The sequence below is a fragment of the Paractinoplanes lichenicola genome (genome assembly GCF_016785085.1).
GTDB classification, from domain to species: domain Bacteria; phylum Actinomycetota; class Actinomycetes; order Mycobacteriales; family Micromonosporaceae; genus Actinoplanes; species Actinoplanes lichenicola.
On the sequence record NZ_JAENHO010000009.1, the window covers coordinates 252,055 to 273,747 of the forward strand.

Genomic DNA, 21,693 nt, shown 5'->3' on the forward strand with positions numbered 1-21,693 from the left:
CGATCGCCACCGTCACGCCGGCCACGGCGACCAGCAGGACCGCGGGGTCGCCGAGCAACCGGCCAGACCGTCGAGCACCGGCCGCACCTCGTCACACCCCTCGAACTCGATGCGCGGCCCGAGAAGGTGGAGAACAGCGGCTTGCGCGGCTGGTGGACTGGGGTGAGTCGTCGAGCGCGCGGCTGGTGGACTGGGGTGAGTCGTCAAGCGCGCGGCTGGTGGACTGGGGTGAGTCGTCGAGCGCGCGGCTGGCGGATCGGGACGAGCCGGACGAGCGCGCCGGGTCAGTCGCAGGGGGGTGCCGTTCAGGGCGAAGGTTGTGGGCGCCGCGTTGCTCGTGGTCCAGCGGCCCAGGATGCCGACCGTCACCGAGCCCGAGGCGGGGATCCGAGCGTTCCAGCGGGCGTCGGTCAGGGTCACGGTCGCGCCGGCCTGGGTGAACGAGGCGTTCCAGCTTGACGTGACCTGCTGGTCGCCGGGCAGAGCCACGGTGAGGGACCAGCCGTTCACTGGCGTGGTGGCCTTGTTCGCGATGGTCACCTCGGCCACGAAGCCGCCGCGCCATTCGGCCGTCGTCTTGTAGGTGACCTGGCACGTGCGGGCCGGTGGGGGCGGGGTCGTGGTGACCGGCGGGGTGACCTGATTGGAGGCGATCGACAGGTTGCCGGCGGCGTCCTTAGCCCGTACGTAGTAGGAACGCAGTCCTGTGCCGCTGGTGGGCTGAGGGGCCGTGAGCGACGTGCCGGTGGTTGTGCCGACCAGGGTCGAGGTGAACCAGCCGTCGAAGAAGTAGACGTTGTAGCCGGTCACGGCCACGTCGTCGGTGGCCGGATCCCAGGCCAGGGTGGGGCCGGTCGGCGTGGCCGCGGTGATCCGCAAGTTGGCCGGCGCGGACGGCGGGGTGGTGTCGCCGGTGGTCGAGGCCGGAGTGATCACGTCGATCGGGGCGGGGGAGATCGACGTCCGGTTTTCGGTGTCGCGGGCCAATATCCAGAAGCGGTATTGCGTCGCCGGACGAATATTCGACGTGATCGTGACCGAGGTGACGTTGCCGGCCGGGTGGTGATAATAGATGTCGTTGAACACTTGGGTGTAATTGACGTCGTAAGCGGCGACCGGGCTTGAACCGGGCGTCGAGGCCGTCCACGACAGAGTGATCGACGTCGGCGTGACACCGGTGACCCTGAAGTTCGACGGGGTGCTCGGTCCCTGGCCCGAGGGCGTGGGTGTGGGTGTGGGCGGCGCCGGCGTAGTGGGTGGCGGGGTAGGAACGGTGGGAACCGGCGTCGGTCCGGTTGTGGTCGTCGGTATTGCCGTGGGCGGCGGATCCGCCATTGCCGCGCTGCCGATTCCGGTCAAAAGCGCCATCGCGCCCAACGACATCACAGCGAACGAACGAATGCGGCTCCCCATGCCCCGACCGTCCAATATGCATTGACGATTGTCAACGGCTACTGATCGGCCGCCACGGTTTGTGCCGAATGGTGAGAACAGCGTGCACGCCGGACCAGCCGGAAAGTGGGTGGCGCTGGGCCCGGCGGGGTGGGTGGCGCTGAGCGGAGCGGCGGAGTGAGAGGCTCTGCGAAGTAGGGGTGGCGGCGGTTCGGTGATGCTGTTGCGCTCGTCGGTGGGCTGAAGGGGGCACGGGTGCGAAGTAGGCTGCGGCCATGATCAGAGCGGGGCGGCTGAAAGCCGGGGACCTGGTCGCGTTGGTGTCGCCCTCGGGGGCCAGCGAAGCCGGCCGCGTGGCGAGCACCGTGTCGGCGTTGGAGGGGTGGGGGCTGCGGGTCCGGCTGGGGGAGCATGCGGGAGGGCGGCATCTGTTCTTCGCCGGCACCGATGAGGAGCGGCTGGGCGACCTCAACACGGCACTGAGGGATCCCGAGGTGCGGGGCGTGTTCTGTCTGCGGGGCGGTTACGGCATGCAGCGGATCGTCGATCGGGTCGATTTCGGGGCTGTGCGGGACGATCCCAAGGTGGTGATCGGGTTTTCCGACATCACGGCGCTGCATGTGGCGCTCTGGCGGGAGGTCGGGCTGGCCACCGTGCACGGGCCTACGGCGGGGCAGTTCGAGCGGGGGCCGGCGTCGCTCACTGTGCGGGCCGCCCGGCACGCGGTCACCTCGGGCGAGCCGGTGACCGTGGTGGCGGACGGCGGGGAGCCTACCTCCGGCGTACGGGTGGAAGGGGTGGCCGAAGGGGACCTGCTCGGCGGGAACCTGGCCATGCTGGCCACGACCGTCGGCACCCGGCATGCGCTCGAGACCGACGGCGCGATCCTGCTGCTCGAGGACGTGGACGAGGAGCCGTACCGGGTCGACCGCATGCTCGTGCACCTGCGGCGGGCGGGGTGGTTCGACGGGCTGCGGGGTGTCGCGCTGGGACAGTTCACGAACTGCGTCGACCGGAACCCGAACTATCCGCCCGTCGTCGAGGTGCTGCGGGAACAGCTGACCACGCTCGGCGTACCGGTGCTGGGTGGTCTGCCGATCGGGCACGGCGACGAGCAGGTGGCGGTCGGCCTCGGCGTCCGCGCGCGGCTGGACACCGAGGCCGGCACGCTCGTGGTCGACCCCGCCGTGAAATGACCGGCTACTTCTCGGCCCACACCCCCAGCTCGTTGCCGCTCGGGTCGGCGAAGTGGAAGCGGCGGCCGCCGGGGAACTCGTACGGCCCCTCGATGACCCGGCCGCCGGCCGCGCGCACGGCCTCGACCGACGCGTCGAGGTCGGCGGAGAACAGCAGGACCAGCGGGCCGCCCACGCCCACCGGCTCGCCGCGACGCAGACCGCCGGACTCGCCGTCGCCGCGGCGGATGCCCGCGTAGTCGGGGCCGTAGTCGTTGAACTGCCAGCCGAACGCCTCCGAGTAGAAGCGTTTGGCCGCGTCGAGATCGCCAACCGTGATCTCGACGTAGTCGATCGTGTGGTGGTGATGTGTCGTCTGCTCAGCCATGCCCGGGAGTCTGCCCCGGGGGTACGACATTATTGCGTGGCAACGGCACGACCAGCGGCGTTCCGGTCGCCGGGTCGGGAATCACGAGGGCCGCCAGCCCGAACACGTCGGCCAGCAGCTCGACCGTGAAGACCTCGGCCGGCGGGCCCTGGGCGACGATCCGGCCGTCCCGCATGGCCACCACGCGATCGGCGTAGCGGGCGGCCAGGTTGAGGTCGTGCAGCACCATGACGATCGTGCGGCCGCGCTCGCGGTGCAGGCGGGACACCAGGTCGAGCACGTCGATCTGGTGGGTCAGGTCCAGATAGGTCGTGGGCTCGTCGAGCAGCATGATCTCGGTGCCCTGGGCCACGGCCATCGAGATCCAGGCCCGCTGGCGCTGACCGCCGGAGAGCGTGTCGACCGGGCGGGCGGCCAGGTCGCGCAGGCCGGTCCACTCCAGCGCCTCGGCGACGACCTGCTGGTCGGCCGGGGACCACTGGCGGAACCAGTTCTGATGCGGGTGCCGGCCGCGCATCACCAGGTCGGCCACGGTCAGGCCGTCGGGCGCGACCGGGCTCTGCGGCAGCAGGCCGATCACCCGGGCCACCTCGCGGGTCGGGATCCGGTCGATCCGGCGGCCGTCGAGCAGCACCTCGCCCGCGCGCGGCGGGTGCAGGCGACCCAGCGCGCGCAGCATCGTGGACTTGCCGCAGCCGTTCGGGCCGACGACCGCGGTCACGGCGCCGTCCGGCACGTCGAGATCGAGGCCGTCGACCACCACGTCGTCGCCGTAGGCCAGCCGCAGACCGCGGGCGCGCAAGCGGGAGCCGGTCATGCGGAGACCCTCCGGTTCGTACGGATGAGGAGCCAGAGCAGGTAGGGCGCGCCGACCATGGCCGTGACCAGGCCGACCGGCAGTTCTCGCTCGGGCAGGGCGAGCCGGGCCGCCAGGTCGGCCACGATCACCAGCAGCGCGCCCAGGATCGCCGAGACGACCAGCGGGGGCCGGGAGCCGCCGCACAGGCGCAGCGCGACCTGCGGGACGACGAACGCCACGAACTCGATCGGACCCGCCGCGGCCACGGCTGCGGCGGCCAGGGCCACGGCGGTGAGCACGACGGCCAGGCGAGCGGTCTGCAGGCGTACGCCCAAGGATTGTGCGACGTCGTCGTCGAACTGCAGGGCCTGCAGCGTGAACGTGGTCGCCACGGCCAGCGGCAGGAGCACGGCCAGGCCCAGCGCGAGCGGCCGCACCTGGTCCCACTCGGCGCCCGCGACCGAGCCGTTGAGCCAGATCGTGGCCCGCGTCGCGTCGACGACCTCGGCCCGTACGAGAAACCAGGAGACGCCGGCCGTCACCACCTCACCCACGCCGATGCCGACCAGCACCAGGCGGAACCCGTCGACGCCGCGCCGCCAGGCCAGCACGTAGACCAGCGCCGCGGTGATCAGCGCGCCGGCCAGGGCGGCTATCGGCACCAGGCCGGCTGCGGCGCCCCCGCCGAGGACGATGACGGCGACCGCGCCGAGCGACGCGCCGTGGGTCACGCCGAGCACGTCCGGGCTGGCCAGCGGGTTGCGGGCGAAGGTCTGGGTCAGCGCGCCGGAGACGGCCAGGGCCGCGCCGACCAGCAGCGCGGTCAGGATGCGGGGCAGGCGCAGGTCGAGCACGATCAGCCGCTGGGCCGCGGTGCCCCCGCCGAGCAGCGTGTCGAGCACCTCGCCGGGCGCGATGGTGAAGGAACCGTGGCCGATGCCGAGGACTGTCACGATCACGGTCAGCACCAGCCCGGCCGCGCCGACCAGCATCGAGCGGAGGGAGACCGTACCGGAGAAGCGGCCGGCGTGGACGGCGCGGCGGTCCGGCGGGGACAGCACCGGGGTCATAGCTTCACCACGCCGCGGCGGCTGCGGACCAGATAGATGAAGAACGGCGCCCCGGCCGCGGCCAGCACGATGCCGGTCTGCAGCTCGCCGGGGCTGACCACGATGCGGCCGAGCACGTCGGCCAGCAGCAGGAGCGTGGCCCCGGCCAGCGCCGAGGCGGGGATCAGCCAGCGGTGGTCGGGCCCGACCAACGAGCGCGCGATGTGCGGCACCATCAGGCCCAGGAAGCCGATCGGTCCGCACGCCGCGGTGGCCGCCCCGGCCAGCAGCACGATCGCGGCCACCCCGACCGCGCGGGCCGCGAACACCCGCTGGCCCAGCGCGCGGGCCACGTCCTCGCCCAGGCCGAGCGCGTTCAGGGCGGGCGCGTTGGCCAGCGCCAGCAGCAGGCCGGCCGCGATGAACGGCGCGACCTGGGCCGCCACCTCGGCGTCGCGGCCGGACAGCGAGCCGACGATCCAGAACCGGAACACGTTGAGGCTGGCCTGGTCGGCCAGCAGGATCGACTGGGTGAACGAGCCGAGCAACGCGCTGATCGCCATGCCGGCCAGGGCCAGCGTGACCGGGGTGGGCCCGCCGCGACGGCCGGCGGCGATGCCGAACACCGCGACGCTGGCGGCCAGCGCCCCGGCGAAGGCGAACCAGATGTAGCCGGTGAGCCCGCCCGCGCCGAGCTGGATGCCGATGACGACGGCGAACGAGGCCCCGGCCGAGATGCCGAGCAGCCCCGGGTCGGCGAGCGGGTTGCGCGTGTGGCCCTGCATCAACGCGCCCGCGGCGCCCAGCGCGAGTCCGATCAAGAGCCCGAGGACCGTACGGGGAAGGCGAAGCTCACGGACGATCGCGGTGGCCTGCGCCGTCGGGTCGGGATCGATCACCGCCTGCCACACGCCGCCCGGATGCAGCCACTGCGCCCCGATCGCGAGCGACAGGACGACGGAGAGCGCCGTCGCGGCGCCGAGGCCGAGCAGGACCAGCGGTCGCATCGGCCACCCTTTCCAAAACCCCTGACGTCGCTTAGCTTAGCCTCACCTAATTCCAAGCGTGAGGTCAGACATGTCTTTCTCCATCCGAGCCGCCCTGATCGCAGGAGTCCTGCTGCTCAGCGGCTGTGGCGGCGCCGACGAACCGGAGCCCACGGGCGCCGGCGCGCCGGGCGCCACCTATCCCGTCACGCTGACTCACAAGCTGGGCACGGCCGAGATCAAGGCGGCCCCGCAGCGGATCGTCGCGCTCTCGGACGCCGACCTCGACGCCCTGCTCGTGCTCGGCGTGCAGCCGGTCGGCGTCGCCGAGTCGTCGGGCGAGGGCGGCATCACGGCGTGGGCCAAGCCGCTGCTGACCAGCAGCCCGACGTGCTGACGGCCGGCGACACCGGGTTCGACGTGGAGAAGGTGGCCGCGCTGGCCCCGGACCTGATCCTGGCCGGGGGCGATTACTACATCAAGGACGACTACGCCAAGCTCAGCAAGCTCGCGCCGACCACCGCGTACGAGACCACGGGCGCCTTCGAGGACCCCTGGCAGACCACGCTCAAGCAGGTGGCCAAGGCCGTCGGGCAGTCCGCCAAGGCCGACCAGGTGATCGCGGACGTCGAGGGCAAGGTGGCCAAGGTGAAGACCGGCCACCCGCAGCTGGCCGGCAAGCAGTTCACGCTGAGCCAGATGTGGGAGGCCGGCTCGATCGGCGTGCTGCGTTCCGACAAGGACGCAGGCGTCAAGATGCTCAACGACTTCGGCATGACGCTGGCCCCGGCCGTGGCCGCCCTCGAGGGCGACGACTTCGCCGTGCAGCTCAGCCTGGAGAAGGTGGCGGTGCTCGACTCCGGCGTCACGCTCGTCTACTACGCCGACAAGTCGCTGCAGCCCAGCCTGGAGGGCAACACGCTCTTCAAGAACCTGGGCTCGGTCGGGCGCGGCGCCTACAAGGCCCTGAGCGATGCTCAATTCTCGGCGCTGCGCACCCCGACGCCGCTGTCGGTGCAATACCTGATCGACAACGTCGTCCCGACGATCTCGGAGGCCGCCGAATCCGGCGCCTGAAAACCGCGCAACCGGCTCAGATGACCCGGACGGCGGCCGATAGGACGATCGTGCCGGAACAGCTCTACATCCTGGGCAACCTGGTGATCATGGTCGCGTACGCGTCCATCATGACGGCGATCCTCGTGCCGGTGACCCGGGCTAAACAGTTGTGGAGCAACAAGCTCGCCGTGACCACCGCGATGATCTTCTTCAGCTGCGCGGTGGGACACGGCCTGCACGCCTTCATGGCCATCCGCGCCCAGCAGGAGGACGGACACTCCCACCTGCAAGCCGGCTTCGAGTGGCCGTCGGCCGCGTGGGACATGTTCACCGCGCTGGTCGGCGTCTACTACTGGACGCTGCGCCGCAGCTACAAGGTGCTGCTCGGCGGCGGCTCGATCTTCACGTCGCCGGGCGAGCAGCACCGGCTCGAGGAGGCCGGTGCGCGCGAGCTGGCCGCCCGCAACGCCGCCGAGAAGCACCGGGCCACCCTGGCCGCCGTGGTCGAGCACACCGACGACGCGATCATCGGGGTGAACCTGGACGGCCGGGTCACCGCCTGGAACCGCGGCGCCGAGCGGCTGTTCGGCTACAACGCGGGCGCGGCGATCGGCCAGCCCATGTCGATCTTTTCGGGCGAGACCGGCGCGGCCGACCAGATGGCGATGATCGCCCGCGTCCGCCACGGCGAGCGCAACCTGCACTACGAGGCCCGCCGCGTGCACCGCAACGGCTCACCCCTCGAGTTGTCGATCAACATGGCCGCGATCCGCGACTCGGCCGGCGTCGTCACCGGCGTCTCGGTCACCGCCCGCGAGATCAGCGCCCAGAAGGCGGCGGCCGACCAGCGCCGCGCCGACGAGGACCGGGCCCACCAGAGCCAGCGCATGGAGAGCCTGGGCAAGCTGGCCGGCGGGCTGGCCCACGACTTCAACAACATCCTCGGCGTGATCGTCAACTACACCGAGTTCGCGATCGAGGAGACCGAGGACAAGCCCGCCGTACGCGAGGACCTGCAGCACGTCCGATCGGCGGCCGACCGGGCGCAGGACCTGACCCGGCAGCTGCAGACGTTCACCCGCGGCGCCGGCGGCCGGCCCGTCGACCTCGACCTCAACGCGGCCCTCGAAGAGGCCCGGGCCCGGCTGGAGCCACTGGTCGGCGAGACCATCACGATCGTCGCCCGGCCCGCCCCGGGCCCGCTGACCGTGCGCGCCGACCCCGGCCAGCTCCAGCAGGTGCTCGTGCAGCTGGCCACGAACGCTCGCGACGCCATGCCCGACGGCGGCACCCTGGTGCTCGAGGCCACCGCCGCCGGTGACCAGGCCCGCCTGCTCGTCTCCGACACCGGCACCGGCATGACCCCCGACGTGGTCGAGCGCGTCTTCGAGCCGTTCTTCACGACCAAGGCCGGCAAGGGCGCCGGGATGGGACTGGCCGCCGTCTACGGCATGGCGACCGAGGCCGGCGGCACGATCGCCGTCTACTCCGAGCCGGGGGTGGGCACCACGTTCCGCGTCAACCTGCCCCTGGTGACCGGGGCTGTCGAAAAGGTGGAGCCGGGTGCGCTGCCGCCGTCCGGTGACGGCCGGACGATCCTGGTCGTCGAGCACGAGCCGGCCCTGATGCGCGCGGCGACCCGGATCCTGTCGGTGGCCGGCTATCAGGTGCTCGCCGCCGCGACCGGCCCCGAGGCGCTCGTGGTGGTCGGCGACCGTACGGTGGACGCCCTGATCACCGACGTCGTGATGCCCGACATGACCGGCCCGCGCCTGGCCGAGCTGCTGCACGAGCGGGTGCCCGGCCTGCCGGTGATCTTCATGTCCGGCTACAGCAGCGGCATGCTCGACGTGACCGGCCAGCTCGACCCGGCGGCCCCCTTCGTCGAGAAGCCGTTCACCGCCCACGACCTGCTCACGACCGTCCACCGCGCCCTGCACCGGACACCGTCGGCGGTCTAGGGTCGGCGGGTGAGTTTTCGCCTGGCCGCGTACGCCGTCTGCCTCGACCACGACCGGGTGCTGCTGGCCCACTACCGGGGCGCACACTGGACGCTGCCGGGCGGCAAGGTGGAACACGGCGAGGACCCGTACGACACGGTGATCCGCGAGGTGCACGAGGAGACCGGCTGCGACGGCGAGGTCGGGCGGCTGCTGGGCGTCGACTCCCGCGTGATCCCGGCGGCCGAGGCCCTGGCCGGGGCGCCGCACCAAAATGTGGGCGTGTTTTATCTCGTACGGATCACCGGCGGCACCCTGCGGCCCGAGGCGAACGGCGAGACGGCTGCCTCGGTCTGGACCCCGCTGCCCGCGGTGGCCGGGCTGCCCCGCTCAGGTCTCGTCGACGTCGGGCTGTCCCTGGCCCGTGATCGGCCGTTGACCGGCCACGTCGCGCCGGTCGCCGTCGGTGGCCTCGTGCGGCACTGACCGTCGTTTCGCGGCCTGGGTCATCGCCTCGGACATGCGGCGATTCCCTTCCTCGTGCACATCGATCTGCCGGTGCGCCGCGGCGGCGATCTCCTCCCAGGACAGCGGCGACCGCGAATACAGCAGGAGGGCCCAGACGATCTGATCCATGTCCTCGGGATTGAGCGGCAGATCCCACCGCTGCACAAACGGCAGGAACGCGGCCGAGGCGTTCATCAGCTCGTCCTGACTGGGTTCGGTCATCGAGCCTCCTCACGTCGCCGGAAGCGGTCCCCGTCCGCGTCGTGGTCGAGCAGACCCGCGGTGGTGAGGGCGAGCAGGGCCTGGCGCAGCCCGTCGCCGAGCGGGTTGCCGGTCCAGAACAGCCACTTGTGCTCGGCGAACGCCCCTGGCGGCAGCGCTCCCAGCGTCACCGCGAGTTCATAGGCGGCCTGATCGGAGTCGTGCCAGTCCGCCATGCGGCTCAGAAAGTCAGGCAAGGCGCTCGCTCCCCGCAGGGTCGGCGGGGCGGGACCGGTACGGATGGCGGGCCTGCTCCTCGTGCTCGTCGATCTGGCGTTCCACGGCGGCGGGTATCTCCTCCATGGGCAGCAGCGACCGCGAATGCACCAGGACGGCGTAGGCCAGTTCGGCGACGTTCTCGGGATTGAGCGGAAGGCCCCACCGCCGTACGAACGGGATAAGAGCCGCCGAGGCCCGCATCATCTCGTCGTCGCTGGGTTCACCCATGGAGTGCCCCTCCCATGTAGCCCGCGTTCCCGCACAGCCCCGCCCTTCCAGAGGGCCACCGCCACTTCTGATTCTCCTCCGTAAAGATGATCTTGTGGGGGTGGCCTGTTCGTCATGTCCCGGAGCATGTGTCAGCGTTTGTTGATCATCTTGTTGGGGCGAGGGTGATGTAGTTGCGGTCGGGGTTGAGGTGGAAGTGGCCGTGGGGTTGCAGACGGTGACCCGGTTCGGTCACTGATAGTGGTGCCGTCGCGGCTGACGCCGCCGCGGTAGAGGGTGGCCTGTGGACAACCCTGCAACGTGGACAACTCCTGGTGATCTTGGGGGACGGCCTAGGGTTCGAGACCACAGCACAGGCGAGGAGGCGACGACATGACGGACGAGGTGATCGGAGTCATCGGAGCCGGGATCGTCGGGCTGGCTGTGGCTAGGGAGGTGACGAAGCGGCGGCCGGGGAGCAAGGTCGTCGTGTTCGAGAAGGAGGATCGGGTCGCGGGGCATCAGACCGGGCATAACTCCGGGGTGGTGCATGCGGGCCTCTACTACCCGCCGGGCAGTCTCAAGGCGCGGCTCTGCACCCGGGGACGGGCCATGCTGCGGGAGTACTGCGAGGACAGGCACATCCCGTACGAGGAATGTGGGAAGTTGGTCGTCGCGGTCGAGCCGGGGGAGACGGCGCGGCTGGAGGCGCTGGCCGAGCGGGCGGGCCGCAACCTCGTGCCGGGGCTGCGACGGGTCGGCGGCAGCGAGCTCCGGGAGATCGAGCCGCACGCCGCCGGGCTGGCCGGGCTTCATTCGCCGCGAACCGCGATCACCGACTTCCCGGCGATCGCGCGGGCCTTCGCCGGCGATGTCGTCGAGGCGGGTGGCGAGGTCAGGCTGAGCTCTCCCGTCGCAACCATTGCGCCGGGCCCGAGCGTCGACGGCCTGCGGGTCGACCACCTGATCATCTGCGCCGGGCTGCAGGGGGACCGGCTGGCCGAGCGGGCGGGGGACCGGAGCGAACCGAGGATCGTGCCGTTCCGAGGGGAGTACATGCGGGTGCTCCCGGCCAAGGAGCAGCTGGTGCGCGGCATGATCTATCCGGTGCCGGACCCGCGGTACCCGTTCCTCGGCGTGCACTTCACCCGGCGGGTCGGCGGGGGGCTCGAGGTCGGGCCCAACGCCGTGCTGGCCGTGGCCCGCGAGGGCGCCGTGTCGATGGCCGACATGATGAGCATCGCGAGCTGGCCCGGCGCCTGGCGGATGGCCGCGAGGCACTGGCGAACGGGCGTGCACGAGCTGCACGGCTCGGTGTCGAAGCGGGCCTACATGCGGCGGGCCCAGCGTTATGTGCCGCAGATCGGGGCGGCCGACGTGGTTCGGGGCGGGTTCGGCGTACGGGCGCAGGCTCTTGATCGTGACGGGAGCCTGGTCGACGACTTTCGCATCCACCGGCTCGGGCCGATCACCGCCGTACGGAATGCGCCTTCACCGGCGGCGACGTCGAGCATGGCCATCGCCGAGTTCGTGGTGGACGCGGCCCTAGGCGGTCGAGGCCCAGATGCGTAGCGGGCCGATCGAGCGGAACCCGGCCTGGTGGGCCAGGACCAGGTCGTCGCCGCTCTCGTATCCGACCATGGGCAGGCCGCCGCCCGTGGCGGTCGCGGCGGACCAGATCAGCGGCAGGTCGCCGGGGTCGGTGGCGAAGACGTTGGACAGGCCGAGGACGCCACCGGTGCGGTTCAGGACGAAGCCGCCGCGCAGCCGGTCACCCTCGTGGACGGCCAGGACCCGTACGGCCGGGTCGTCGAGCAGGGCCGCCGGAAAGGAGCGCGGGTCGGCCGCGGCGGTGACGTGGACGCCGGTCGGGGGTGAAGCGGAGGCGGGGCGGCAGATCCACTCGGCCGCGAACAACTCGGTGAAGCCGTGCGGCGCCAGATCGAGCGTGGCGAAGCTGTCCTTGACCGACGCGGCCGGCAGCACGTCGTCGGCGGTCGCGGTGGGGCGCAACGTGATCGCCTCGGGGTAGAACTGCGGCGTCGGCCCCGAGCTGCGCCACGCCCGCGGCGCGAACGTGTAGCCGATCCCGTGCGCGCGGCACACCGCCGACACCCAGTCCGCGTTGTTGCGCACGGCGGCGTTGAGGAGGGCGACGGTCACGCCCGCAGTCTGGCACGATCCCCGCATGTTCGACGAGCAGCGCGATCGAGCCCTCGGGGCCGGCGGCGGGGAACTACTCGAGATCATCGAGGCCCTGGCCGAGCACGAGCCCGTCCGCGACGTCTACCTGTGGGCGGTCCGGCAGATCGAAGACCCCTCCCTTCCCGTACGCCTTTTCGCCGTTCAGGTGCTGGAACGGCTCGCCTTCAACCGCCCGAAGTTCAGCGCCGAGGCCGCCGAAGCGATCCGCCCCCGACTGACGGCCGAGGACGACCCGGAGGTGCTGGAGAGCCTCGTGAGCGCGTACGCGGAGTTTCGGCACCCCCACGAGGTCGGCGAGTTGCGGCAGCTCATGGCGCACCCCGACGACCTCGTACGGGCCCAGGTGGCCTGGCGGCTCGACGCGATCGAACCGCTGCTCGTGCTGGCCTACGACGCGGTCGGCGAGGTGCGCGGCAACGCCCTGGCCAACCTGTTCCGCCGCACCGAGCCCGGCACGACGGCGGTCCAGCAGGCGTACGCCGACCACCGCGACGACGACAACGAGGACGCCCGGATCGAGTCGCTGGCCGGCCTGGCCCGCGACGGCGACGAGGACGCGCTGGCCGTGTTGCACGCCATAGCGGCCGTCCAGCAGGGCTTCACCGCACAATCGCGCATCGATGAGATCGACTTCAGACGATCTCTCCACTTTGGGCACTAGGCTGTCGGAGGACCGGAGCCGGGCGTGGGAGAGCAGATGACCGAGTCGTACGGGTGGGTGCCCGAGGGTGTGGACATCTCGGTGCCTGACGCGTCACGCGTCTACGACTACGCGCTGGGCGGCGTGCACAACTTCGCCGTCGACCGCGAGTTCTGGCACCGCGCCGAAAAGATGTTCCCCACCGCGCGCCTGGTCGCCCGGGCCAACCGGGCCTTCCTGGGCCGGGCGGTGCGCCACCTGTCCGAGCTGGGCGTGCGCCAGTTCCTCGACATCGGCTCGGGCATCCCCACGCTGGGCAACGTGCACGAGGTCGCGCAGGAGGCCGACCCCGAGGCCCGGGTCATGTATGTCGACATCGACCCGATCGCCGTGCAGCAGAGCCGCAGCCTGCTCACCGGCAACCCGTACGCCCGGGTGATCGAGGCCGACCTGCGCAAGCCCGACGGCATCCTCTACCACCCCGAGGTGCTCGACCTGTTCGACTTCTCCGAGCCGGTCGCCGTCCTCACCGTCGCCGTGCTGCATTTCGTGCCCGACGGGGACGACCCGGTGGGGCTGCTGCACCGGCTCGGCGAGCCGCTCGTCTCCAGCAGCTATCTGGTGATCTCGCATCTCGGCCCCGACGCCACCCCCGAGGGCCGCGAGGCGCAGGAGCAGGCCCGCCGGCTGTACGAGAAGACGCCGACCCCGGTCGTGATCCGCACCCGCGAGCAGGTCGCCGCGCTGCTCGACGACAGCTTCGAGCTGGTCGAGCCGGGCGTGGTCAGCGCGACCGAGTGGCGGCCCGACCCCGACGAGTCCGGCGACCCGCCCCAGCCGACCGCCCTGGTGGCCCTGGCCCGGAAAAGGAATCGAGACGCCGGGCGATGACGCTCGACGAGCTCACCGACGCCTGGCTGCGCGGGGTCGCGGCCGCGGGTTTCGTCCCCGGGGTGCGCGCCCGCGCCCGCGCCGCCCTGCGTGATCTGCTCGAGGAGTTCGTCGCGGCGGTCCGGGCCGAGCCGTTCGACCCCGCCCCGGGGCATCGGATCGGCGCCGAGCTGGTCGACCTGCGCATGTCGGCGCCCCCGGTGCTCGGCACGACCGTCCACCTGCTGGGCGGTCACCTGCCGGCGATCGTGGGGGCCGGCGACCGCGTCCTCGACCTGCTCGACAGCCTGGTCACCGGTTTCGTCGCGGCCCAGCGTGACGCCGCTGTGCGCGCGGCCGAAGAGATGAACCGCTCGGAGAAGATCCACTGGCGGGCCGTCCAGCTCGACCTGCAGCGCCGCCTGCAGCAGGCCGTCCTGCACCACCCCGACACCGGCCTGCCCAACGAGCAGCATCTGCGCAAGACCCTGGCCGAGCTCGACGGCGACGGGCGGCTCGGCCTGCTGCTGCTCAGCCTCGACCGGTACGACGAGCTGGCCGACACCCTGGGCCACGACAAGGGCGCCCGCCTGCTGGCCGCGGTCGCGCGCCGGCTGCGTCCGCTGGGCGTGCTGGCCCACCTGGCCGACGACCAGTTCGCCGTGCTGGTCACCGGCACCGCCGGCCCCGACGACCTGATCAAGGTGGCCGACCAGGCGAGCCGGGTGCTCGCGCCAGCGTTCCCCATCGACGGCCACAGCCTGCACGTGCACGCCTGCATCGGCCTGGTCGAGCGCCCGGTCGCGGGCAGCGATCCCGGCCGCTGGCTGCACGACGCCCGGCTCGCCCTGCGCTGGGCCCGGCACGACCGCCGGGGCCCCGAGCTTTTCGATCCCGGCCGCGCGGCCGAGGAACGCCGCCGTCACCGCCTGGCCGCCGAGATGCCGGCCGCCCTCGACCGTGGCGAGTTCGTCCTGCACTATCAGCCCCTGGTGCGGTTGGCCGACGGCGTGACGATCGGCGTCGAGGCCTTGGCCCGCTGGAATCGGCCCGGCGCGCCCGGCCCGCAGCAGTTCATCCAGGTGGCCGAGCGCACCGGCCTGATCCACCGGCTGGGCCGGGCCCTGCTCGAACAGGCCTGCCGCGAGGGCGCCGCCCGCAGCGGCGACCTGCTGATCAGCGTCAACCTGTCCCCGGTCCAGCTGGCCGACCCCGGGCTGGTGGCCACGGTGGCCGACATCCTGCACCGTACGGGTCTGCCCGCGGCCCGGCTCCAGCTGGAGATCACCGAGACGGCCGAGGCGCTGCCGTATCGCGCGGCGCTGATCGCGCTGGGCGACCTCGGCGTGCGGCTGGCCCTCGACGACTTCGGCACCGGCTACTCCAGCCTGGCCGTGCTCACCGGGCTGCCGTTCACCGAGGCCAAGCTGGCCGCCGAGTTTCTCGCGGGCGCCGGGCACGGCGGGGTGCTGCGCCATATCGTCGAGGCCTGCCACGCGATGGGCATGACAGTCACCGCCGAGGGTATCGAGACCGCCGAGCAGGAGCAGATCCTGCGCGATCTCGGCTGCGACCACGGCCAGGGCTATCACCTGGGCCGCCCGGCGCCGCTGTGAACTGGGAGGGGGAGTTTGCCCCTCGAGGACGCCCTGCACGGGGTGCGCAGCATCGCCCTCAAGGCGCTCGACTCGTTCCGGGCCGGTGACAACGGCGCCGACACCGTCGAGGTGGAGTTCGGCGTCAAGTTCAAGGCCGAGGCCGAGTCGGCGGTCTTCGCCCGCACGGCCGCCGAGGGCCACCTGGTCGTCCGGCTGTCGTGGTCGGGCAGCGGCCACGCCGTGGGCCGGCCCTACCTCGACGAGCCGGAGTAGTTACAGCGGCTCGCTGACGACGAAGGCCGTGGCCTGCGCGGCGGCGACCCGCTCGATGCGCACGCCGCTGCTGCGGGCGACCAGGAAGTAGTCCGGGTAGTTCTTCGACTGCAGCACGAGGGCGCGGCCGCCGCGCACCGGGCGGGGGCAGAAGGTCGCGTCGTTCTGGTAGAGGTCCGAGCTGTCCCAACGGTCGAGGTGGAGCTCGTAGTTGCGGTGCCGCAGGAAGTAGCCGTCGAGGCCGGCCGACTCCAGGGAGACGCAGCTTGCGGAGGCGAGGCCACGGCGGACGGTGAACCGGGAATCCTGCCGGGCGCCGCGGGAGCTGCGGGCGTCGACGTCGTCGAGCAGGGCCGCGAAGTCGCGGTGGCGCAGCCGATAGGCCGGGTTGTCGGCCAGCGCCAGCCCCACCGTACGGTCGGGAACCAGCTGGGCCGGCGTCGGCGCGGTGGTGGCCGGGCGGGTGGTCGGCGCCTTGGTGGCGGGGCGAGTCGTCGTCGTGCGGGCCGCCTCGGTCGCCCGGGCCCGGGTCGGGGTACGGGTCACCGAGCCGGGGCCCGCGCTGCTGGTGACGGGCGCGGGCAGGATGTCGATCGGGGCCGACGGCGTGAACGGCGGGAGCACCACCCGCTGGGCCAGCGAGGCATCGTCGTCACCGCCGCCCAGGGCGAGCGCGGTCAGCCCCGCGACCGCGATCACCGCGCCCGTGGCCAGGGCGGCGACGGCCCGGCGACCCAGGCCGCCGCTGGTGTGCCGGCGGATCGGGCCGGTCCACAATGCCGCGGACAGGGCGGCGGCCGCGCCGCGCCGGCGGGGTGGGACGGGAGGACGGAGGGGGCCGTTGGTGTCGCGATAAGGCGGTACCCAGCCACCGATCCGCAGACCCTCCGGCTTATCCTCGTCGGGCATGTGAATTTCCGATCCGCGCGCGTCCGGCTAAGGCTCTCTTAAGCTGTCGGAAAGGCATTCTTACGGCGAAAGCCGCCAATGGCAAGCGTTCGGGCTCTTCCACAAGACGTCCACGAGAATCGAACTCTCCTCAGGTCCGGCCCGTACCACCCGGTGAACAGGCGCCCGGATCAGCGGGCCGCCACGGCAGCACCGAGGAGGCGCGATGGACGGCCCGGCCCGCCCTCCGCAGACCGACGACGTCGATTTGCCCCCGACGGGGGAATACGCCCTGGTCCCCGACACCGGGGAGTACGACAACAGCACATACGCGGGGTCGGCCGAGCAGCCCCGCGTGTCGCTACCGAAGATCTCCGACTACTGGCCCGATGAAAAGAAGCCGGAGCCGGAGCCGGGGCCGCAGCCGCAGCAGAAGCCGGAGCCGCCACGCCGCCGCCTGCGTCTCCTCGCAGTGGCGGTCAGCGTCCTGCTCTTCCTGGGCATCAGCGCCGTCGTGCTGACCCGCCTGATCGGCGACGACCCCGAGACCAAGCCGACCGGCGCGTCCGATCCCGAGATCATCGTCGAGGGCACCCCCAACCCGCCCGTCGCCATCGAGCCGGCCCCGGCACCCACCTCGGCCCCGGCCACGAGTGCGCCGCCCTCCGCGGCGTCCCCGCCACCGCCCGCGGGTCCGGCGTTCGCGGCCGGCACGTTCGTGCTCGCCTCCGGCCTCACCGAGCTCAACGTCTCGCTGGGCCGCCCGCCCCGCAACGGCATCGCCAAGGTGAACTCGCCCGACGGCAGCGGCGTGGTGCCCGACGCCAAGCTCGACGGCACCGAGCTGCGGCTCACCGCCGAGCGCAAGGGCGACAAGGGCACGGGCGACGTCACCGTGCTGCTCGACGAGCGGATCACCTGGACGATCCGGATGGAGGGCGGCGTCCGGCGCGGCAATTTCGACATGGTGAACGGCTCGGTGCGCGACTTCTACTTCGAGGGCGGCGCCAACCGGCTCGAGCTCGCGCTGCCCCGCCAGGAGCGGACGATCGAGATCCGGATGGCCGGCGGGGTCCGCGAGTGGCGGATCGGCACCGAGGGCGAGTTCCCGGTGAAGGTCAAGGTGCGCAAGGGCGCCGGCGAGATCTCGCTCAACGGCGACCGCGACGAGGGCGTCGACCGGGGCGAGGTGGTGCGCTCGCGCGGCAAGGACGAGAAGTCCGGCGGCCTGGCGATCGAGGCGGTCTCCGGCATCGGCTCCCTGAAGGTGTCGCCTTTGTGACCGGAAAGCGGCTTTTCTCCGGGCGGGGTTGCGGGGCGTGAGCGCGCTTTGGGAGTCTCGCCAGCGAAGGGGAGGTTCCCATGTCGGACGATCGCCTCGACCACCTGCGCGAGCTGGCCGAGCAGGGGGAGGCGCTGGCGCGCCAGGCCCGTACGGCCGAGGAGCGCGCGAGCGGCGCGACGGCCACCGACGCGGCCGGTGCCGTCACGATCACCCTGGACGGTGACGGCCGGGTCAGCGGGGTCGCGGTCGCGTCGGGCTGGCGGCGGCTGCTCGGCTCGGAGGCCCTGAGCCAGGCGGTGATCGAGGCCGTGCAGGCGGCCACCGTGCGCCGGGTCGAGGCCTGGGGCGACGCCTACGCCGATCAGACCCCCGCCGAGTCGCCGGTGATCGACCGCGACGACTTCGCCCGGCGCCTGCAGGCCGCGGCTGACGGCGGCGGCCCGATGTCGCCGGAGGACAGCCAGGCCGCGCTGCGCGAGCTGCTGTCGCTCGTCGAGTCGATCGACCAGGGCCTCGACCAGGTCTCGGCCGAGGTCGGCGGGGCGCTCGCGGCGACCTTCACCGGCCGCAGCCCCGACCGCAAGGTGCAGGTCACGGTGACCGGCGGCGGCGACGTGGCCGACGTGACCTACGACCGGGCCTGGCTGCTGCAGGCCCACGAGATCAACATCGCCCGGCAGACGGCGGCGGCCTTCCGCGCGGCGTACGAGGAGGCGGGCCGGCACGGCGTGCAGGAGCTGATCGGCCGCAGCAAGCTCGGCGAGGCGCAGGCGCTGCTGCAGGACCCGCTCGGCCTGGCGCGACGGTTGCGGCTCACCGATTAACTGGTTGTCACCGAACGACGGGGGAGGGGCGGATGACGCTCAAGGCGGCCATCCAGGCGTTACACACCGACGCGGCCACGTGGGACGAGACGTCGCAGGTGCTCAGCCGCGCGGCCGAGGAGGCGAGCGCGCTGACCCTGGCCGAGAGCCAGCTGTCCTGGGCGAGCCGCCCGACCGGCCTGCTCGACACGTACGCGGAGATCCAGGCCAAGGCGGCCGCGCTGCTCAAGCAGGGCACCCAGGTGCACGCCGACCTGAGCCGCACGCTCGACGACGTCGCGGTGGCGTACGAGCGCAACGACGAGGAGGCCGCCCGGCGGCTCGGGGGAGTGTGGGACGTCCGTGACTAGCACCGCCGAGGAGCAGGGCCTGCTCGACAAGATCATGTCCCTGCTCGACAAGATCGAGCAGAAGACGAACGACCTGCAACATGCGATCAACTCGAAGCTCAAATACCTGCCCGGCTTCCTGCAGGACAAGGTCGTCTCCGGGTGGAACAAGTTCTGCGACTTCATGAAGCAGGCCTGGGACGGGCTGCGCGAGATCATCGCGAACATGGGCTCACCCAGCGCCCTGGCCACCACGGCCAACGCGTGGAGCAACGAGGTGGGCGGCCCGGTCAGCGGCCGGGTGCAGTACGCCGAGGCCGGCCTGCTCGAGGTCGACACCAACTGGGACGGCGACGCCGCCGAGGCCTACCGGCAGACGCTGCCCCTGCAGAAGGCCGCGCTGGAGAAGATGAAGACCGCGCTCACCGACGGCATCGCGACCGCGCTGGGCGACATGGTCAAGGGCATCTACGTGTTCTGGGGCGCCCTGGTCGTCGCGCTGGCCGCGCTCGTCGCCGGGATCATCTCGGCGATCTCGTCGTCGGCCACCATCGTCGGCCTGCCCGCCGCGCCGTTCATCGCCGGCGGGGCGGCCGCGGTGGCCGTGGCCGCGTTCGCCGCCGGCGGCATCAACCTGAAGTCGACGGCCGCCGCCGCCAACAGCACCCTGCGGCAGAAGCTCAACGACAACAGCGGCTATCACGACGGGGCCTGGCCGCCCGCGGTCACCGGCTGAGCCGCGCGATGCCCGCGAACCGTTCGGCGCTGACCGGCCTGCTGGTCGTCGTGCTGCTCTGCGAGGCCGGCCTGGCCCTGATCGGCCTGCTGGCGAGCTCGACCCTGGCCGGCGACGACGGCATCGGCGGGCTGGTGCTGATGGGCGGGTCGGGCGCGGCCGGCGTCGTGCTGGTCCTCCTCTCGCTGCTGCGGCAGCCGGTGGCGTACGGGCTGGCCTGGCTCCGGCTTCTCGCGGTGCTCCTGTGGGGCGCCGTCCTGTTCGCGCGCGACGACCTGACCCCCGGCTTCGCCGCCGTGCTGGCCCTGCTCGACTCGCTGATCGGCATCGTCGTGGCCGGGGCGGTGCGCAAGCGTCATGGATGACCCGCTCGTCGCCGTCGTCGGCCTGTTCTGCGTCGTCGCGGTGGTGCTCTTCGTGCTCGCCCTGGTCATCGGGGTCCGGCGCCGCCGCCGGCGGGAGCAGCAGCTGCAGCAGTGGGCCGACGGCAACGGCTGGCAGCTGGTCAAGCAGCCCGCCGTCGACTGGGGACAGCACCTGCCCGGGCGCAACCCCCACGGGGTACGGGTCATGCTCGCCGGCCGGGTGCACGGGCGCCCGGTCATGGTGGGGGAGTACGAGGTCACCGACACGCAGGTCACCACGGGCGCGGACGGCAACCCGACGAGCACCTCACACACCCACCTGTACGTGGTGACCGTGGCCATCCTCGGCCGCATGCAGCCCCCGGTCAGCGTCTCGGCCCGCGGGCGGCTCTCGCGGGCCAAGGCCGGGCTGCTCGGGCCGGGCGACACCGCCAGCGGCGACCCGCAGTTCGACAAGGCCTTTCGCATCAGGGGCGCGCCCGGCCCGTGGTGCACCCCGGCGCTGCTGGCCGCGCACCTGGCCGGTCACGTACCGGTGCCCTGGACGGTCTCGGGGCAGCAGCTGATCACCTGGCGGGAGGGGTCGCTGCGCCCGCCCGAGCCGCTCGACCCCGTCCTGCGGCTCGCGCACCTGCTCGACAACGGCGCTTGACCTAGAGCGCACTCGAAGACCTAGCGTTCGCAGCATGCAGACGATCGAACTGGGCCGCACCGGCCAGCAGGTCAGCGCGCTGGCGCTCGGGGCCATGCAGATGGGCGGCGCCACCAGCGAACCCGACTCCGTGCACATCCTCGACCGCTACTTCGAGATCGGCGGCGCCTTCGTCGACACCGCGAACTGCTACGAGTGGTGGCGGCACCCCGGCACCTCCGGCGGCCAGAGCGAGGAGCTGCTGGGCCGCTGGATGCGCGACGGCAACAAGCGCGACCGGGTCTTCCTGGCCACCAAGGGCAGTGCGGTCCCCGTCTTCTCGCCCGATCTGTGGGACGCCGACGGCAACCCGAACTGGGAGCTGGCCCGGCGCACCTTCGAGGGCGCGGGCGCGGACACTCTGCGCGGCGCGCTCGACGGCAGCCTGCGCCGGCTCGGCACCGACCACGTCGACCTCTACTACGTGCACGTCGACGACCGGGCCACCCCGCTCGAGGAGACGCTGGAGGTGCTGCACTCCTTCGTGCAGCAGGGCAAGGTCCGCTACCTCGGCTGGTCCAACGTGCGCACCTGGCGGCTCGAACGCATCCGTCAGCTGTGCGAGCGCCACGGCTGGACGCTGCCCGTGGCCGTCCAGCAGCAGCACTCGTACCTGCGGCCCAACGCGGGCTCGGACTCCGCCGGGATCGTCGACTTCGAGCAGCTCGACTATCTGGCCGAGCACGACGACCAGACCCTCGTCGCGTACTCGCCGATCCTCAAGGGCATCTACGACAGCGCGGCCAAGCGGGACGGCCACTGGATGATGGCCAACTACACCGGCCCCGACGCCGAGGCCCGCCTGGCCGCCGTGGCCGAGGTGGCGGCCGAGGCCGGTGTCACCCCCAACCAGCTCGTCGTGGCCTGGCTGCTGCACCAGACCTCGCCCCGCGTGCTGCCGCTGATCGGGCCGCGCACCGTGCAGCAGTTCGAGGACTCGCTGCCCGCCCTCGACGTGAAGCTGACCGAGGATCAACTGGCCCGCCTGGCCTAACCCTCAACTGGAG

At 72.1% G+C, this 21,693-nt stretch carries 28 protein-coding genes; 18 read left to right on the forward strand and 10 right to left on the reverse strand.

Features of this window, described 5'->3' with window-relative positions:
- Window positions 1-12: 12 nt before the first annotated feature.
- Window positions 13-1,158 carry a cellulose binding domain-containing protein gene (locus JKJ07_RS30895; RefSeq protein ID WP_307834500.1) on the reverse strand — a complete coding sequence of 382 codons (1,146 nt, stop codon included), beginning with the start codon at window positions 1,156-1,158 and terminating at the stop codon, window positions 13-15.
- Between JKJ07_RS30895 and JKJ07_RS51915 the strand changes: the two genes are divergently transcribed.
- Together JKJ07_RS51915 and JKJ07_RS30900 are read left to right on the forward strand one after the other, a co-directional pair.
- The gene (locus JKJ07_RS51915) at window positions 1,154-1,438 is read left to right on the forward strand and encodes a hypothetical protein (protein WP_307834502.1); all 285 of its coding nucleotides are present in this window, start codon (window positions 1,154-1,156) and stop codon (window positions 1,436-1,438) included. The two genes, JKJ07_RS30895 and JKJ07_RS51915, sit on opposite strands and share 5 nt — an antisense overlap.
- Window positions 1,439-1,667: 229 nt before the next feature.
- A complete protein-coding gene (locus JKJ07_RS30900; protein ID WP_202995390.1) occupies window positions 1,668-2,588 on the forward strand; it encodes a S66 peptidase family protein in 921 nt (306 codons plus the stop codon).
- A gap of 4 nt (window positions 2,589-2,592) precedes the next feature.
- Here JKJ07_RS30900 and JKJ07_RS30905 read toward each other — a convergent pair whose 3' ends face one another.
- Genes JKJ07_RS30905 through JKJ07_RS30920 form a run of 4 tightly spaced genes read right to left on the reverse strand, consistent with a single transcriptional unit; the run spans window position 2,593 to window position 5,810 of the window.
- A complete protein-coding gene (locus JKJ07_RS30905) occupies window positions 2,593-2,955 on the reverse strand; it encodes a VOC family protein (protein WP_202995391.1) in 363 nt (120 codons plus the stop codon).
- Entirely contained in the window at window positions 2,948-3,772 is an 825-nt protein-coding gene (locus JKJ07_RS30910) for an ABC transporter ATP-binding protein (RefSeq protein WP_202995392.1), read from the reverse strand. The genes JKJ07_RS30905 and JKJ07_RS30910 overlap by 8 nt, the downstream gene beginning before the upstream one ends.
- The gene (locus JKJ07_RS30915; RefSeq protein WP_202995393.1) at window positions 3,769-4,824 is read right to left on the reverse strand and encodes a FecCD family ABC transporter permease; all 1,056 of its coding nucleotides are present in this window, start codon (window positions 4,822-4,824) and stop codon (window positions 3,769-3,771) included. Before JKJ07_RS30915 ends, JKJ07_RS30910 begins: the two co-directional genes overlap by 4 nt.
- A complete protein-coding gene (locus tag JKJ07_RS30920; protein WP_202995394.1) occupies window positions 4,821-5,810 on the reverse strand; it encodes a FecCD family ABC transporter permease in 990 nt (329 codons plus the stop codon). The genes JKJ07_RS30915 and JKJ07_RS30920 overlap by 4 nt, the downstream gene beginning before the upstream one ends.
- 70 nt (window positions 5,811-5,880) lie before the next feature.
- Between JKJ07_RS30920 and JKJ07_RS50290 the strand changes: the two genes are divergently transcribed.
- Genes JKJ07_RS50290 through JKJ07_RS30935 form a run of 4 tightly spaced genes read left to right on the forward strand, consistent with a single transcriptional unit; the run spans window position 5,881 to window position 9,274 of the window.
- Window positions 5,881-6,186: an ABC transporter substrate-binding protein gene (locus tag JKJ07_RS50290; protein WP_236030168.1), complete on the forward strand. Its 306-nt coding sequence runs from the start codon at window positions 5,881-5,883 to the stop codon at window positions 6,184-6,186.
- A complete protein-coding gene (locus JKJ07_RS50295) occupies window positions 6,147-6,866 on the forward strand; it encodes an ABC transporter substrate-binding protein (protein ID WP_307834488.1) in 720 nt (239 codons plus the stop codon). The genes JKJ07_RS50290 and JKJ07_RS50295 overlap by 40 nt, the downstream gene beginning before the upstream one ends.
- 20 nt (window positions 6,867-6,886) lie before the next feature.
- Window positions 6,887-8,809 (forward strand): hybrid sensor histidine kinase/response regulator, encoded by a 1,923-nt coding sequence (locus JKJ07_RS30930; RefSeq protein ID WP_202995395.1) that lies wholly within the window; start codon window positions 6,887-6,889, stop codon window positions 8,807-8,809.
- A gap of 9 nt (window positions 8,810-8,818) precedes the next feature.
- Entirely contained in the window at window positions 8,819-9,274 is a 456-nt protein-coding gene (locus tag JKJ07_RS30935; RefSeq protein WP_202995396.1) for an NUDIX hydrolase, read from the forward strand.
- Here JKJ07_RS30935 and JKJ07_RS30940 read toward each other — a convergent pair.
- The 3 genes from JKJ07_RS30940 to JKJ07_RS30950 are packed head-to-tail and all read right to left on the reverse strand — an operon-like array spanning window position 9,179 to window position 10,003.
- Entirely contained in the window at window positions 9,179-9,517 is a 339-nt protein-coding gene (locus JKJ07_RS30940; protein ID WP_202995397.1) for a hypothetical protein, read from the reverse strand. The two genes, JKJ07_RS30935 and JKJ07_RS30940, sit on opposite strands and share 96 nt — an antisense overlap.
- Entirely contained in the window at window positions 9,514-9,753 is a 240-nt protein-coding gene (locus JKJ07_RS30945) for a hypothetical protein (RefSeq protein ID WP_202995398.1), read from the reverse strand. Before JKJ07_RS30945 ends, JKJ07_RS30940 begins: the two co-directional genes overlap by 4 nt.
- Window positions 9,746-10,003 carry a hypothetical protein gene (locus JKJ07_RS30950; protein ID WP_202995399.1) on the reverse strand — a complete coding sequence of 86 codons (258 nt, stop codon included), beginning with the start codon at window positions 10,001-10,003 and terminating at the stop codon, window positions 9,746-9,748. Before JKJ07_RS30950 ends, JKJ07_RS30945 begins: the two co-directional genes overlap by 8 nt.
- Before the next feature lie 372 nt (window positions 10,004-10,375).
- Between JKJ07_RS30950 and lhgD the strand changes: the two genes are divergently transcribed.
- Window positions 10,376-11,554, forward strand: coding sequence for an L-2-hydroxyglutarate dehydrogenase (gene lhgD, locus JKJ07_RS30955; RefSeq protein WP_202995400.1), 1,179 nt, complete (start codon window positions 10,376-10,378; stop codon window positions 11,552-11,554).
- Here lhgD and JKJ07_RS30960 read toward each other — a convergent pair.
- Complete coding sequence (locus JKJ07_RS30960) at window positions 11,528-12,145, reverse strand: hypothetical protein (protein WP_202995401.1); 618 nt, start codon at window positions 12,143-12,145, stop codon at window positions 11,528-11,530. The genes lhgD and JKJ07_RS30960 overlap by 27 nt on opposite strands.
- A gap of 25 nt (window positions 12,146-12,170) precedes the next feature.
- On the opposite strand from JKJ07_RS30960, the gene JKJ07_RS30965 reads away from it, so the two are divergent.
- From JKJ07_RS30965 to JKJ07_RS30980, 4 genes are read left to right on the forward strand one after another with little or no spacing between them, the layout of a single operon-like run.
- Complete coding sequence (locus tag JKJ07_RS30965) at window positions 12,171-12,848, forward strand: HEAT repeat domain-containing protein (RefSeq protein ID WP_202995402.1); 678 nt, start codon at window positions 12,171-12,173, stop codon at window positions 12,846-12,848.
- A 36-nt stretch (window positions 12,849-12,884) separates the two neighbouring features.
- Window positions 12,885-13,718: an SAM-dependent methyltransferase gene (locus tag JKJ07_RS30970; protein WP_202995403.1), complete on the forward strand. Its 834-nt coding sequence runs from the start codon at window positions 12,885-12,887 to the stop codon at window positions 13,716-13,718.
- Window positions 13,715-15,313, forward strand: a complete 1,599-nt coding sequence (locus JKJ07_RS30975) for a putative bifunctional diguanylate cyclase/phosphodiesterase (protein WP_202995404.1) — start codon at window positions 13,715-13,717, stop codon at window positions 15,311-15,313. The genes JKJ07_RS30970 and JKJ07_RS30975 overlap by 4 nt, the downstream gene beginning before the upstream one ends.
- A gap of 15 nt (window positions 15,314-15,328) precedes the next feature.
- The gene (locus tag JKJ07_RS30980) at window positions 15,329-15,568 is read left to right on the forward strand and encodes a CU044_2847 family protein (RefSeq protein ID WP_202995405.1); all 240 of its coding nucleotides are present in this window, start codon (window positions 15,329-15,331) and stop codon (window positions 15,566-15,568) included.
- Here JKJ07_RS30980 and JKJ07_RS30985 read toward each other — a convergent pair whose 3' ends face one another.
- Complete coding sequence (locus JKJ07_RS30985; RefSeq protein ID WP_202995406.1) at window positions 15,569-16,477, reverse strand: AbfB domain-containing protein; 909 nt, start codon at window positions 16,475-16,477, stop codon at window positions 15,569-15,571.
- Window positions 16,478-16,682: 205 nt separating this feature from the next.
- On the opposite strand from JKJ07_RS30985, the gene JKJ07_RS30990 reads away from it, so the two are divergent.
- The 7 genes from JKJ07_RS30990 to JKJ07_RS31020 all read left to right on the forward strand — a co-directional run bounded on the left by JKJ07_RS30990 (window position 16,683) and on the right by JKJ07_RS31020 (window position 21,680).
- Window positions 16,683-17,738, forward strand: a complete 1,056-nt coding sequence (locus JKJ07_RS30990; protein WP_202995407.1) for a hypothetical protein — start codon at window positions 16,683-16,685, stop codon at window positions 17,736-17,738.
- 80 nt (window positions 17,739-17,818) lie between these two features.
- Entirely contained in the window at window positions 17,819-18,565 is a 747-nt protein-coding gene (locus JKJ07_RS30995; RefSeq protein WP_202995408.1) for a YbaB/EbfC family nucleoid-associated protein, read from the forward strand.
- A gap of 32 nt (window positions 18,566-18,597) precedes the next feature.
- A complete protein-coding gene (locus JKJ07_RS31000; RefSeq protein WP_202995409.1) occupies window positions 18,598-18,915 on the forward strand; it encodes a type VII secretion target in 318 nt (105 codons plus the stop codon).
- Window positions 18,908-19,630 carry a WXG100 family type VII secretion target gene (locus tag JKJ07_RS31005; protein ID WP_202995410.1) on the forward strand — a complete coding sequence of 241 codons (723 nt, stop codon included), beginning with the start codon at window positions 18,908-18,910 and terminating at the stop codon, window positions 19,628-19,630. Before JKJ07_RS31000 ends, JKJ07_RS31005 begins: the two co-directional genes overlap by 8 nt.
- A gap of 8 nt (window positions 19,631-19,638) precedes the next feature.
- Complete coding sequence (locus tag JKJ07_RS31010; protein ID WP_202995411.1) at window positions 19,639-19,995, forward strand: hypothetical protein; 357 nt, start codon at window positions 19,639-19,641, stop codon at window positions 19,993-19,995.
- Window positions 19,988-20,647: a hypothetical protein gene (locus JKJ07_RS31015; RefSeq protein ID WP_202995412.1), complete on the forward strand. Its 660-nt coding sequence runs from the start codon at window positions 19,988-19,990 to the stop codon at window positions 20,645-20,647. Before JKJ07_RS31010 ends, JKJ07_RS31015 begins: the two co-directional genes overlap by 8 nt.
- 34 nt (window positions 20,648-20,681) lie before the next feature.
- Window positions 20,682-21,680, forward strand: coding sequence for an aldo/keto reductase (locus JKJ07_RS31020; protein WP_202995413.1), 999 nt, complete (start codon window positions 20,682-20,684; stop codon window positions 21,678-21,680).
- Window positions 21,681-21,693 lie beyond the last annotated feature (13 nt).

Coding starts and splice junctions, on each gene's coding strand:
- JKJ07_RS30900 (WP_202995390.1), top strand. CDS start 1,668: ATGATCAGAGCGGGGCGGCTGAAAGCCGGGGACCTGGTCGCGTTGGTG.
- JKJ07_RS30905 (WP_202995391.1), bottom strand. CDS start 2,955: ATGGCTGAGCAGACGACACATCACCACCACACGATCGACTACGTCGAG.
- JKJ07_RS30910 (WP_202995392.1), bottom strand. CDS start 3,772: ATGACCGGCTCCCGCTTGCGCGCCCGCGGTCTGCGGCTGGCCTACGGC.
- JKJ07_RS30915 (WP_202995393.1), bottom strand. CDS start 4,824: ATGACCCCGGTGCTGTCCCCGCCGGACCGCCGCGCCGTCCACGCCGGC.
- JKJ07_RS30920 (WP_202995394.1), bottom strand. CDS start 5,810: ATGCGACCGCTGGTCCTGCTCGGCCTCGGCGCCGCGACGGCGCTCTCC.
- JKJ07_RS50290 (WP_236030168.1), top strand. CDS start 5,881: ATGTCTTTCTCCATCCGAGCCGCCCTGATCGCAGGAGTCCTGCTGCTC.
- JKJ07_RS30930 (WP_202995395.1), top strand. CDS start 6,887: ATGACCCGGACGGCGGCCGATAGGACGATCGTGCCGGAACAGCTCTAC.
- JKJ07_RS30940 (WP_202995397.1), bottom strand. CDS start 9,517: ATGACCGAACCCAGTCAGGACGAGCTGATGAACGCCTCGGCCGCGTTC.
- JKJ07_RS30950 (WP_202995399.1), bottom strand. CDS start 10,003: ATGGGTGAACCCAGCGACGACGAGATGATGCGGGCCTCGGCGGCTCTT.
- lhgD (WP_202995400.1), top strand. CDS start 10,376: ATGACGGACGAGGTGATCGGAGTCATCGGAGCCGGGATCGTCGGGCTG.
- JKJ07_RS30965 (WP_202995402.1), top strand. CDS start 12,171: ATGTTCGACGAGCAGCGCGATCGAGCCCTCGGGGCCGGCGGCGGGGAA.
- JKJ07_RS30970 (WP_202995403.1), top strand. CDS start 12,885: ATGACCGAGTCGTACGGGTGGGTGCCCGAGGGTGTGGACATCTCGGTG.
- JKJ07_RS30975 (WP_202995404.1), top strand. CDS start 13,715: ATGACGCTCGACGAGCTCACCGACGCCTGGCTGCGCGGGGTCGCGGCC.
- JKJ07_RS30985 (WP_202995406.1), bottom strand. CDS start 16,477: ATGCCCGACGAGGATAAGCCGGAGGGTCTGCGGATCGGTGGCTGGGTA.
- JKJ07_RS30990 (WP_202995407.1), top strand. CDS start 16,683: ATGGACGGCCCGGCCCGCCCTCCGCAGACCGACGACGTCGATTTGCCC.
- JKJ07_RS30995 (WP_202995408.1), top strand. CDS start 17,819: ATGTCGGACGATCGCCTCGACCACCTGCGCGAGCTGGCCGAGCAGGGG.
- JKJ07_RS31000 (WP_202995409.1), top strand. CDS start 18,598: ATGACGCTCAAGGCGGCCATCCAGGCGTTACACACCGACGCGGCCACG.
- JKJ07_RS31010 (WP_202995411.1), top strand. CDS start 19,639: ATGCCCGCGAACCGTTCGGCGCTGACCGGCCTGCTGGTCGTCGTGCTG.
- JKJ07_RS31015 (WP_202995412.1), top strand. CDS start 19,988: ATGGATGACCCGCTCGTCGCCGTCGTCGGCCTGTTCTGCGTCGTCGCG.
- JKJ07_RS31020 (WP_202995413.1), top strand. CDS start 20,682: ATGCAGACGATCGAACTGGGCCGCACCGGCCAGCAGGTCAGCGCGCTG.